Source organism: Amycolatopsis sp. AA4 (genome assembly GCF_002796545.1).
GTDB lineage: Bacteria > Actinomycetota > Actinomycetes > Mycobacteriales > Pseudonocardiaceae > Amycolatopsis.
Map to the genome: position 1 here is coordinate 40,714 of NZ_CP024896.1, position 9,501 is coordinate 50,214.

The window sequence follows — 9,501 nt, forward strand, 5'->3', positions numbered from 1 at the left end:
ATTGTGGACGTCTACATTTTAGGCATGGCCTATCCGGGTGAACCGCTGTCGCCGTTCGTCGTGGAGTCCGGAGGAGGTGCTGCAGTGCCCGCGTTGAGTCCTCTCGCGATCAAACGCTGGATCGCTATCGAGATGCGCCGCCTCCGCGAGGCCGCGCCGAGGGAGGACGGCCCGCCGGGTGTCGACGTGGCCGAGGCTGCGCAGCGGATCGGCAAGGCGAAGACGGTCGTGCACCACATCGAGACGGGGCGGAACCTGCCCGCGCCGGCCGACCTGGAAGTGCTCCTCAACCTCTACGGAGTGCCGGAGCGGACTCCGTTCTTCCGCGAGCTGGTCAAGACCGCCAAGCGCGGAAAAGACTGGTGGGTCAACGGGTTCGACACCGTTGTGCCCGAGTGGTTCACCTTGTATCTGGGCTTGGAATCGGCGGCGGCCAGGATCAGCCGTTACGACGCGCTGTGGATTCCCGGGCCGTTCCAGACCCGGCCCTACGCCGAGGCGCTCTATCGCGCTCGGGCCCTGCCGCCTGCCTACGAAAGGATCCCGTTGCCGCCGCGGCGAAGGCCGAGGAGGAGATGACCAAAGCGGTGGATCTCCGGATGGCCCGGCAGAAGCTCCGCGAGGAGTCCGAGCACCCGTCCGAGATCCGGTGCGTGCTCGACCAGAACGCGCTCGACCGGGCCGTCGGCGGTGCCGAAGTCATGATCCCGCAGCTCGACCGGCTGGCGGAGCTGGCCGAATCGCCCGGAATCACGGTCCAGATCCTCGTCCATGCAGCCGGTGCGCACGCCGGAGCCGAGGGGACGTTCGCGATCCTCGACTACCCGGACGAGTTCGAGGGCGACCCTGGCACCGCCTACGTCGACACTCTCCCGCGCGGGCTCTACTACGAACGGCCCGATGAGGTCGATCGCTACCGCCGGGTGTTCCAGCGCCTAACCGAACAGGCCGAGGACCCCGACCGGACCCTGGAATTGATCAGCACGGCCAAGAAGGAACTGACGTGATGGACGCCGACGAGGCACGGGTCAAGCTTGCGAACACCGCCAGCGGCTGGGAGAAGTCGAGCTTCTCGAACGGTGGCGACAACGGATGCGTCGAATTCCATTTCGACGCCGTCCCGGGGTGGGTCGGGGTGCGCGACTCCAAGCTCGGCAGCCGCTCGCCAGTTCTCGTCTTCAACAAGCGCGAAATCGAGGCGTTCATCGCCGGAGCCAAAGCCGACGAGTTCACCGGCCGGATCCGGTAGCGCGCTCTCCGGCGCGGGGTTTGCGCGATTCGCGAGGCCAGGTGACCTGGGGCACGACCGGGAGCCTGGCCTTACGCATGTCCGCAGGGATTCACGGCGAGCCGTCCGTATGCAGCCGATGACGCAGTCCGCCATCGCCGCGAAGTAGACGCTGGCCCCGGTCAGCCTGGCCTCGTGCCTCGCGTCAGCCGCCACCGTGCGGGCACCGGCTGGAACAGCGGCGGACGACCGGGCCCGGTCCGCGCCGGCCGACGTCCGATCCGGCCGCGGACCGCTGCAGAACCATCGCTGATACGCGGCGGACCAGCGAAAATGACTTGACGCGTACGCGTCAATTTCGTTAGGGTGGAGTCCTCGGACAACGAGGGAGGAACCCGAGATGAGCACTGCGATCACCGACACCAGCGGCGCGTCCGGGCCTGCCGGGCGGCTGGAGATCCTCGCCCGGGAGCACGGGATCACCGCGGCGCAGCAGCAGCTGCGCGCCGAGCTCGGCGACGACGTCCAGGCCTACCGCGAGGCGCTGGACGACTGGGCGGCCACGCGCCGGGTGTGGCTGGTCGGCTACCGCCGCCGCACCGCGCCGGGCCGGTGGGAGATCGGCGGCCAGGCGTTCGTGGTCGCGGAGAATCCGCTGGTCGCGCGTGTTCTGGTCGAGCAGGATCCCGACGTGCGGATGTGGGGCGCGGACGCCTACGGCGTTCCCGGCCGCGACCGCGTCGGGCTCACCTGCGACCGGATCCACGTCGGCCCCGGCGACGTCCGCCAGCACTGAGCGCCGGGGGAGCGCCGAGGCATGGCTGCGAGGCAGTGGGCGGAGGGCGACCCCGAGCCGTCGAACGACGAGGTCCGCACGGTGACCGGCGCGTCCGGCACCGTGTGGGCCCGGTCCGAGCCCAACGGCCTGTTCTGGTGGCCGCGCCCGGGCGGCAGTGTCCGGCACTGGCCGGAGCTGCTGCGGATCGACGGGCCGGTGACAGCGGAACCTGTTGCTGTGCAAGGAACCCTGTTCGACATCGAGCCGGTCGTCCCCCGCCGCGGCCGCCGCTGAGGGAAGGCCCGGCCGCGGCCGGGCGGTACATTCGTTGCGGGCACGGCGCGGGCCCTTCTCCGAGCCGGACGATCCCCACGTGATCGCCTGGCGTCCGAGGACAAGCTGACCACCGAGTCACAAGCGCGAACGACGAATCCCGCGACCAGGCGCACATCTGCCGACAACCCTTCGCGGGGCGACGTGGGCTCCCCGCAGGAGGAGATCAGATGGGCACCGGAAGCATGCGCGACTACCGCGCCGAAATCCGCAAGTACATGGCCGAACACCAGGTCAACTACACGACCGCCAAGCGCGCGGTCGACACCGCGGCCGCGGCCCCGAGCGGGCCGCCCGACGACGGCTTCGGCGGGCACGAATTCGACTACGAAGCACGCACCGACCTGTTCCGGTGCCACCTGTGCGGGCAGTACGAGGCGACCGCTCGCTCCGACGACGGCCCGATCGAGCCGTGCACGGGACTGCCCGGCTACGGCGGCGACACAGAACGGGTCTACCTGCTGCTGCACGAAAACCCGCGCAGGGCCGACCTCGGGACGGCATGGATTGCTGGCCGCATCCGCGAGACCGGCATCGGCCGGACCGTCCGGTTCGGCTGCCGCGACGGCCGCTGGCTGGTCGAGTCCGCCCCGCGCGTGGTCGACGAGCTGCAGCGCCGAGTCGGGGAAATCCCCTGCACTCTCGTCGACGGCGGCACCGCGCCCGCCTTCACCGGAGCCGAACAGCTCTCCTCCGCCGAGGGACGGCAGGTCATCGCCGAGAACTACGCCGCCTACGTCGCGAAATACGGGGTGCCGCAGTAACACCCGGTTCGGGTCGGGCCGGGCGGTCAGGCTCCCCATTTCGCGCGGGCGGCCGCGGCCGCGAGCGCAGCGGCGGAGCCGACGACGGCGAAGGCGGTCACGGCGCATCCGGAGCTGCCGGACGCTCCGGAGCCGGGTTCGGCGAGCAGGTCCGCGGAGACATTGTTGACGCGAGTGGTGCCGTCGTACTCGAAGTCGACGTCGCAGTCTCCGGTGAACGACGTCGAAGCGACCTTGCCCCGGGTGCCGGCCGGGACGCCGCCGACGGCGCGCACCAGCTCGACCCGGTCGCCCGTCGACCACCCCATCGCGCGCCCCCTTCCGCACCGGCCGCGGCGGATGCCGCGCTGATCACCGTACGACCCGGTCCGGCGCTGCGCCGCGATTCCCGGCGGATCGGCGAGCCCGCCTTTCCAGCGCAGTGACCAGCGAATATAACTTGACGCGTACGCGTCAAGCCGCGTAGGCTGGTGCTGCCGCCGACAAGGGCGGAACCCCGTGATCCGACGGGTCGGGAACAGGAGGAGATCAGGATGGACAGGAAAACCGTTGTCGTCGGCGCCGGCGCGATCGCGGCCGCCGGAGTGGCCGCCCGGGTCGCGTACGCCCGCGCCGTCGAATACCCGAAGTGGCGCGCAGGCCAAGAGGGTTTCGCACGTCGGCTCGCCGAGCGCGAGGGCCAGGACGCCGGCGCTGCCTCGCAGCGCACCGGCCAGTAGCCGGGCGCCCCCAAGGACTGGGGCCGGCCGACGGCCGCCCCGGCCGGGCCCCGGACGTGAAGCCGGGGCCCGGACCAGCAGAAATCCAAGCCCCGGCCGGGACGACTCCCTACCACAGTCGCCGTCCCGGCCGGAGGTTCCCCGCTCGCACGAGGAGGTTCCAGTGTCCACCATGACGACGCCGCCGCGGACGTGGCTAGCCGGTGTCGGCCCGGCGCCCGACAGCGACGAGGTGCGCGACGACCGGTGCTGGGTGTGGTCACGCGGCGCAGACGGCCGCTACCACGACCCGTCCGGCCGCCACCACGAAACCGCCGAAGGCCTGCACGCCCGCACGGACCTGGTCGAGGTGATCCGGTGATCCGCGCGAACGACGACGCCGCGATCGGCTGGGACGACGCGAAATGGCTGGTCGGCAACGGCAAAGCCAAGCGCAACCGGATCCCCGTACCGGTCCTGTGCTACGAGCCGCCGATCTACAGGTGCAGCCAGTGCGGGACTCCCTGCACCGGCGTCATGTGCCTGTCCTGCACCACGCAGTAAGCCCGGACCGGCAGCCGCGGAGGCGATCAGCGATGACGGAGCTGTCCAGCTGGGAGACCGACGACGGCGCCTGGCACGTCCTCGGCGCGGGCGACGCGGCGACCGTGCAGCGCGTCCTGGCCGAGCACGCCGAGCTGACCGGCACCGAGGCTCCGCAGGTGCGCGAGACCGAGCTCGAGCGCCGCTGGATCCGCCGCACCAGCGGCGACCCGTGCGTGTTCGTCCGGTGCCGCTCGACCGACGCCGGTGCGCAGCTGCTGACGACCTGGACACCAGCAACGGGCGGAGGGAGGTGAACGCCATGCTGCGGTGCGACCCGGCGAACGGAGACGGCCACTACTTCGTGAAGTCCAATGTGGATCCGACCGTGTGGGTGTGCTGCAAGGACGGTTGCGGCGCAACGCAAAGCCGCTGACAAGACCGAAAACATCCGAGAGACCAGGCGGACGGGCCAGGGCTTAGCTGGCCCGTCCGCCTTGCAGCCTACGGGCATCCGGGCCGGGCTGCGGCAGGATGCGGCCCGCAGGCGGGCGGCGGGACGCGTTCGCCCGGGCGGCGCCCGCCGCGTCCAGCCCGAATATCGTCATGGCATGCCAGGGCAGCACGTCCTCGGCAGGCCGACCATGAAAGGCAACAGCGATGAGCAGCAGGAACGCCGCCGGCGTCCGGTACGCCGGGCGCGACGAGCTGGACCAGGCCGCCGCGCGGCTGTGGGCCGCAGTCCAGGCACTGCACCCCGAGCTGCCCGTCACCGCGCCGCCGATCAACGCCCACTACCCCGCCGAGCCCCTGCCGAAAACCGCGCCAGCGGTGGCCGTGTCGGTGCTGCGCGAAGCCGCCCGCACCCTCGCGGACGTGCGGGGCGAGGAGGTCGTGCGCCGAGGAGGCCGCTACCACAACAAACGCTTCGCCGAGCTCGCCGCCGAGGTGGGCCTGCGCGCCGAGACGGACCCGACCAAGCCGGTGGAGCAGACCGGCGGTTTCGCCGTGCTCAGCCTGCCCGACGACGCGAAGGAGGCCTACCGCGAGGAGATCGAGGGAATCCGGGCCGTGCTGCAGGCACATCCGGTTCCCGACATCGAGCCGCGGGCACCCCGGTTGACGTCAGGAGGGGCGAAGCTGCGCGCCGAGTGCAGCTGCACACCCCCGCGCAAGATCTATGCCAGCAAACGCGAACTCGCCAGGGGCGGCATCGTGTGCACGTGGTGCGGGAAGCCGTTCGTTTCCGTCTCCTAGCTCGCCGTTCCCTGCCCGGGCCTCCTGCTCCGCATCGTCGACGGCACCAACCAGCGCGCCCGCGCATGTATAACGACCTATACGGCTCGTCGTGAAGGGACACCCCGTCACGGGCAGCCAGAGCAAAGGAACCGAACTCGTGAAGAGTCCTCAAGCTCAGCTGACGGTTGGAGAAGCATTTCGAGGCGGCGGTGTGACCTGACCCCGTTCGCGGTTGCCCTGACCAGGGTGCACGTGGTCTCATGGACACATGTTGCAGTTACAAGTGCACGGTTGTGCGGTTGTTGCTGCACGCGGTGAGTGGTGAGGAGTGATGACCCGTGTCGACAACGCTGGCGGGAGCGAACGACCGTGCCGTCCTGATGACCGACGAGCGCGATCAGCGGCAGGCCGCTGAGGTGGTGCGCCGCCTGCCCGCGAAAGGCAGGGCGCTGTTCCGCGCGGAGGCGTCCGGGTCCGCGGTCGAGGTGCCGCCCGAGCTGTCGGCGATCATCGCGCAGGTGGTGCAGGCGGTGGCGGCCGGGCGTGCGGTGACGGTCAGTTCGCTGCCCGAGGAGCTGACGACCACCGAGGCGGCCAAGATCCTCGGCATTTCGCGGCCGACGCTGATGCGCAAAATCGACGCCGGCGAGATCCCTGCGCGCAAGGTCGGCACGCACACCCGGCTGCGGACGCGTGACGTGCTCGCCGAGCGGAGCGCACGGCGGCAACGGCAGCTGGCCGCGTTCGATGAACTGCGCGCCCTGGAAGACGACTGACCCCACCGGCTCGCGCGGCCAGGATGCACCGTCCGCGCGAGCCGGTGGATAGCCTGGCGAGGTGGCCGCCCTGCGAGTGTTCGTCGACGCCAACGTGCTCTACTCCCGGACCCTGCGCGACTGGCTGTGCCTGCTGCAGCTGGGCGCGCCCGGCGAGATCTACACCGTCTACTGGAGCGAGCACGTGCTCGCCGAAACGATCTACCACCTGCTCAAGAACCACCCCGAATGGGAAGGCGGCCGGATCACGGCGATCCGCGATCGCATCACGAACGTGTTCGAGGGCGGCCGGGTCGAAGACTTCACCGTCGACGGCTCGTTCCCCGGCACCGACCTCGACGACCGGCACGTGCACGCCGCGGCACTGGCCTGCAGCGCCGACATCGTGCTTAGCGACGACGGCGGCTTCACCGTTGACGACGAAGCCGCTGCGCAGCTGCCCTACGAGGTCCACCACCCGGACGAATTCTTCGTCCTGGTCGACGACAGCGTCCCTGACCGCGTCGCGCAGGTCACCCGCTGCCAAACCCTCTACTGGCGCGACCGGTCCCCGGACGGACGCGCCGACCTCGCGACCGCGCTGATCAACGCGTCCTGCCCCGAATTCGCAGAACGCGTGCGCGTCCACCAGAGCCAGCTGTCGTTGCCGCCTGCCGACTGACTGCTCGGCGTCGGAGACGCGCCGCTGCGGTGAAGAGCCCGCCGGCCGGTACAGCCGCCGCTGCGGCTTCCGGAGGGCGAGGCGGCTCGGCGGCGGTTCCTCGAGTTCGGCTGCCAGCCCGGCGATGCCTTTGCGCCCGAAGGCGAACGCACCGAAGAGGATCGCCGCGATAGTTGCGCGCAGCAGCGTGGCGGCGAACGGGCTGGCGTCGATCACCGCGGCGTGCGCGCACTCGCCCGCCGCGATCGCGCCACGGGGACGAGAGCAGCGGACAGGCCGCGCAGGGCGAGGCCGAGGGCCTGCCAGGCATTACCGCACTGTCCCCGGCAGGCCTGCCGTCCCGCGACGGTTCGGATCACGAGCCGCGAGCGTCTCCCGTTTCCTGTTGTCCGGTCGGAAGCCACTGGGAAACACCTGTCCTGATGCCGTGCACGCCGCCGATGCTGAGTCCATGACTACTTCCGCACTGCGGTTTTGCCCGTTCTGCCCCGCCGCTCCCGGCGGAGATCCGTCCGAAGTGGACCCGGCCGACATCGTGCGGCGCTGGGCCTCGGCGACCGCGTTCTACCCGCGACGGCGCATCATCCCCGGCCACGTGATCGTCGCTCCGCACGCTCACGTCGAGTCGGGCCATCGAGACCCGGTCGTCACCGGCTACGCCGCGGCGTGCGCGGCCGAGCTGGCCGACCAGCTCGGCTATCGCCAATACAACTTGATCCAGTCCTCGGGCCCGTGCGCGACACAAACCGTGCCGCACCTGCACTGGCACCTGGTGCCCCGCTCCCCCGGCGACGGGCTGTCGCTGCCGTGGACGCCAAGCCAGCAGCGGGAGCGGGCGGAGGCGGCGGCATGATCCGGCTCGTGCAGGCTCGCGAACCGCTCCCCGGTCCGGACGAGCCGAGCGTGTTCCTCGCCGGGCCGACCGCGGTCTCCGGCGGACCCGTGCCCTCGTGGCGGCCCGACGCCGTCGACCTGTTCGGTCGGCTCTGGCGCCAGCCGGAACCGCTGGCGGTGATGACACCGGAGAACCCCGTCCGCGCCCGCAGGTACATAAACCAGTTCACCTGGGAAAACGCGTCCAGGAAGCACGCGAAGGCGATCATGTACTGGATCCCGCGAGACATGGTGTCGTTGCCAGGGATGACCACGAACGTCGAGTTCGGCTACGACGTCGCGGCAGGCCGGACCGTCGTGCTCGGCTGTCCCCCGGACTGCCCCGATCCCCGACGGAACAAGTACCTGGTGCACCTGGCCCGCGCGCACGGAGTGCCGGTGCGCACCACACTTCGGGACACGGTGGAAACAGCGGCCAGGCTGGTAATCGAGCAGCTCGCAACGCAGCTCCGGCACGTCAATCAGAGGTGAGCATCCGGCTCGAACCGGCAACCGCCAGCTGAAACGAGCGTTCTTCCTGGCCGCGTTCGCCGCCTTGTCCGATCCGACCAGCCGGGCCTACTACGACCGCAAACGAGCCGAAGGCAAGAAACACAACGCCGCCCTCATCTGCCTCGCCCGCCGCCGCTGCGACGTCCTCTACGCCATGCTCCGCAACCGCACCCACTACCGGCACCCCACGCCCACCGCGGCTTGACAACCACATAGGGACACCCCCGCGGGAATTCCCGGGGCTGCGGGCTGATGGGCCTGTCCGGTGATGTTGACCGGCGCGCCGGGCCGTGTTCTCGCCGCGGCGGGCGCGCGCTGGAAGCATCGTCGCGGTGAGCGGAAATGCGTCGAAGTTGACTGAGCGGAAGCTGATCAAGGGCTCGACGACCAGAGCGCCGGGAGTGGTGATCCGGCTGGCCGGAGCCGACGATGTCGCGGCGGTCGAGCGGATGGCCCCGGTCGCGGGGACCACGCTGGGCGAGGTGCTGGCGGAGGCGATCCGGTCCGGGGCGATGGGATCGGCGCACCGCGCGGCACTCGCGGCCGGCGGCGGCGACCGCGGTCGGGAGGCGTTCACGCACGCGATCGCGCGGGCTGCCGCCGAGCACGACCAGTTCCATGCGTACGCGGTCGCCGCGGTGGTGTTGGTCGCCGCGCATCGCGACCACGGCGTGGTCGGCGCCGAGATCGTGTTCCCGCCCGTGCACGTGGCCGAAAACTACGTGACGTACGCCCGCAACGCCGGAGCCAACTCCCGGGAGCAGGGCAAGCTCCTGGCCGTCGGCGCGGTCGGCCTGGCGAAGGTGTCGGCGCTGGTCGTCGACGAGTCGCACCGCGGCCGCGGCCTCGGCGCCGCGCTGCTGGGCCAGGCCAGGAGAATCTTCTTCGCGCACGGCTACCCGCTGGTCTACGGCCAGATCCCCGCCGACCGGCCCGACCTGGCGGGCTTCTACCAGTGCCAGGGGTTCGAGGTCCGCAGGCCCGAGGACCGCCTGGACCTGGAGACGGTGTTCGGCATCCCCGGCGGCATCCGCCCCGACCGGGGAGAACGGTTCTTCGTCTGCTGGAACCCGCACCTCTGACGCCAGCGCCGAG

The 9,501-nt window shown here is 70.8% G+C and carries 17 protein-coding genes and 1 pseudogene; 17 read left to right on the forward strand and 1 reads right to left on the reverse strand.

Going from position 1 to position 9,501, the window contains the following annotated elements:
- The first annotated feature begins 24 nt into the window (after window positions 1-24).
- The 6 genes from CU254_RS44765 (at window position 25) to CU254_RS42520 (ending at window position 3,103) form a co-directional block, all read left to right on the forward strand.
- Window positions 25-579, forward strand: a complete 555-nt coding sequence (locus tag CU254_RS44765; RefSeq protein WP_100267229.1) for a Scr1 family TA system antitoxin-like transcriptional regulator — start codon at window positions 25-27, stop codon at window positions 577-579.
- Window positions 576-1,007: a DUF5753 domain-containing protein gene (locus CU254_RS44770; protein ID WP_100267230.1), complete on the forward strand. Its 432-nt coding sequence runs from the start codon at window positions 576-578 to the stop codon at window positions 1,005-1,007. Before CU254_RS44765 ends, CU254_RS44770 begins: the two co-directional genes overlap by 4 nt.
- Window positions 1,007-1,249 carry a DUF397 domain-containing protein gene (locus tag CU254_RS42505; RefSeq protein WP_037719507.1) on the forward strand — a complete coding sequence of 81 codons (243 nt, stop codon included), beginning with the start codon at window positions 1,007-1,009 and terminating at the stop codon, window positions 1,247-1,249. The genes CU254_RS44770 and CU254_RS42505 overlap by 1 nt, the downstream gene beginning before the upstream one ends.
- A 379-nt stretch (window positions 1,250-1,628) precedes the next feature.
- On the forward strand, window positions 1,629-2,024 hold the full coding sequence (locus CU254_RS42510) for a hypothetical protein (RefSeq protein WP_009086562.1): 396 nt from the start codon (window positions 1,629-1,631) through the stop codon (window positions 2,022-2,024).
- Window positions 2,025-2,045: 21 nt separating this feature from the next.
- Window positions 2,046-2,300 carry a hypothetical protein gene (locus CU254_RS42515; RefSeq protein WP_009086560.1) on the forward strand — a complete coding sequence of 85 codons (255 nt, stop codon included), beginning with the start codon at window positions 2,046-2,048 and terminating at the stop codon, window positions 2,298-2,300.
- A gap of 209 nt (window positions 2,301-2,509) precedes the next feature.
- Window positions 2,510-3,103 carry a hypothetical protein gene (locus tag CU254_RS42520; RefSeq protein WP_009086558.1) on the forward strand — a complete coding sequence of 198 codons (594 nt, stop codon included), beginning with the start codon at window positions 2,510-2,512 and terminating at the stop codon, window positions 3,101-3,103.
- 26 nt (window positions 3,104-3,129) lie between these two features.
- Here CU254_RS42520 and CU254_RS42525 read toward each other — a convergent pair whose 3' ends face one another.
- On the reverse strand, window positions 3,130-3,411 hold the full coding sequence (locus tag CU254_RS42525) for a hypothetical protein (RefSeq protein WP_009086555.1): 282 nt from the start codon (window positions 3,409-3,411) through the stop codon (window positions 3,130-3,132).
- Between the two features lie 225 nt (window positions 3,412-3,636).
- Here CU254_RS42525 and CU254_RS42530 point away from each other — a divergent pair, with 225 nt between their 5' ends.
- The 11 genes and pseudogenes from CU254_RS42530 to CU254_RS42580 all read left to right on the forward strand — a co-directional run bounded on the left by CU254_RS42530 (window position 3,637) and on the right by CU254_RS42580 (window position 9,488).
- The gene (locus CU254_RS42530; protein ID WP_100267231.1) at window positions 3,637-3,822 is read left to right on the forward strand and encodes a hypothetical protein; all 186 of its coding nucleotides are present in this window, start codon (window positions 3,637-3,639) and stop codon (window positions 3,820-3,822) included.
- A 163-nt stretch (window positions 3,823-3,985) separates the two neighbouring features.
- Window positions 3,986-4,183, forward strand: a complete 198-nt coding sequence (locus tag CU254_RS42535) for a hypothetical protein (protein ID WP_009086717.1) — start codon at window positions 3,986-3,988, stop codon at window positions 4,181-4,183.
- The gene (locus tag CU254_RS42540; RefSeq protein WP_009086714.1) at window positions 4,180-4,365 is read left to right on the forward strand and encodes a hypothetical protein; all 186 of its coding nucleotides are present in this window, start codon (window positions 4,180-4,182) and stop codon (window positions 4,363-4,365) included. Before CU254_RS42535 ends, CU254_RS42540 begins: the two co-directional genes overlap by 4 nt.
- A 32-nt stretch (window positions 4,366-4,397) precedes the next feature.
- Entirely contained in the window at window positions 4,398-4,661 is a 264-nt protein-coding gene (locus tag CU254_RS42545; RefSeq protein WP_037719571.1) for a hypothetical protein, read from the forward strand.
- Window positions 4,662-5,004: 343 nt separating this feature from the next.
- Window positions 5,005-5,601, forward strand: a complete 597-nt coding sequence (locus CU254_RS42550; RefSeq protein WP_009086707.1) for a hypothetical protein — start codon at window positions 5,005-5,007, stop codon at window positions 5,599-5,601.
- 320 nt (window positions 5,602-5,921) lie between these two features.
- Entirely contained in the window at window positions 5,922-6,359 is a 438-nt protein-coding gene (locus tag CU254_RS42555; protein ID WP_078561319.1) for a helix-turn-helix domain-containing protein, read from the forward strand.
- A 61-nt stretch (window positions 6,360-6,420) separates the two neighbouring features.
- Complete coding sequence (locus CU254_RS42560) at window positions 6,421-7,020, forward strand: PIN domain-containing protein (RefSeq protein WP_009086704.1); 600 nt, start codon at window positions 6,421-6,423, stop codon at window positions 7,018-7,020.
- A 451-nt stretch (window positions 7,021-7,471) separates the two neighbouring features.
- Window positions 7,472-7,873: an HIT family protein gene (locus CU254_RS42565; RefSeq protein WP_234392925.1), complete on the forward strand. Its 402-nt coding sequence runs from the start codon at window positions 7,472-7,474 to the stop codon at window positions 7,871-7,873.
- On the forward strand, window positions 7,870-8,385 hold the full coding sequence (locus tag CU254_RS42570; RefSeq protein WP_009086699.1) for a nucleoside 2-deoxyribosyltransferase domain-containing protein: 516 nt from the start codon (window positions 7,870-7,872) through the stop codon (window positions 8,383-8,385). Before CU254_RS42565 ends, CU254_RS42570 begins: the two co-directional genes overlap by 4 nt.
- Window positions 8,357-8,611: pseudogene (locus CU254_RS42575) on the forward strand (transposase); the annotation flags it as partial. The gene CU254_RS42570 and the pseudogene CU254_RS42575, both read left to right, overlap by 29 nt.
- A 148-nt stretch (window positions 8,612-8,759) precedes the next feature.
- Window positions 8,760-9,488: an N-acetyltransferase gene (locus CU254_RS42580; protein WP_159396496.1), complete on the forward strand. Its 729-nt coding sequence runs from the start codon at window positions 8,760-8,762 to the stop codon at window positions 9,486-9,488.
- The last annotated feature ends 13 nt before the right edge of the window (window positions 9,489-9,501 follow it).

Excerpts from the sequence above, each read along its gene's own strand:
- CU254_RS44765 (WP_100267229.1), top strand. The coding sequence starts at position 25 with ATGGCCTATCCGGGTGAACCGCTGTCGCCGTTCGTCGTGGAGTCCGGA.
- CU254_RS44770 (WP_100267230.1), top strand. The coding sequence starts at position 576 with ATGACCAAAGCGGTGGATCTCCGGATGGCCCGGCAGAAGCTCCGCGAG.
- CU254_RS42505 (WP_037719507.1), top strand. The coding sequence starts at position 1,007 with ATGGACGCCGACGAGGCACGGGTCAAGCTTGCGAACACCGCCAGCGGC.
- CU254_RS42510 (WP_009086562.1), top strand. The coding sequence starts at position 1,629 with ATGAGCACTGCGATCACCGACACCAGCGGCGCGTCCGGGCCTGCCGGG.
- CU254_RS42515 (WP_009086560.1), top strand. The coding sequence starts at position 2,046 with ATGGCTGCGAGGCAGTGGGCGGAGGGCGACCCCGAGCCGTCGAACGAC.
- CU254_RS42520 (WP_009086558.1), top strand. The coding sequence starts at position 2,510 with ATGGGCACCGGAAGCATGCGCGACTACCGCGCCGAAATCCGCAAGTAC.
- CU254_RS42525 (WP_009086555.1), bottom strand. The coding sequence starts at position 3,411 with ATGGGGTGGTCGACGGGCGACCGGGTCGAGCTGGTGCGCGCCGTCGGC.
- CU254_RS42530 (WP_100267231.1), top strand. The coding sequence starts at position 3,637 with ATGGACAGGAAAACCGTTGTCGTCGGCGCCGGCGCGATCGCGGCCGCC.
- CU254_RS42545 (WP_037719571.1), top strand. The coding sequence starts at position 4,398 with ATGACGGAGCTGTCCAGCTGGGAGACCGACGACGGCGCCTGGCACGTC.
- CU254_RS42550 (WP_009086707.1), top strand. The coding sequence starts at position 5,005 with ATGAGCAGCAGGAACGCCGCCGGCGTCCGGTACGCCGGGCGCGACGAG.
- CU254_RS42565 (WP_234392925.1), top strand. The coding sequence starts at position 7,472 with ATGACTACTTCCGCACTGCGGTTTTGCCCGTTCTGCCCCGCCGCTCCC.
- CU254_RS42570 (WP_009086699.1), top strand. The coding sequence starts at position 7,870 with ATGATCCGGCTCGTGCAGGCTCGCGAACCGCTCCCCGGTCCGGACGAG.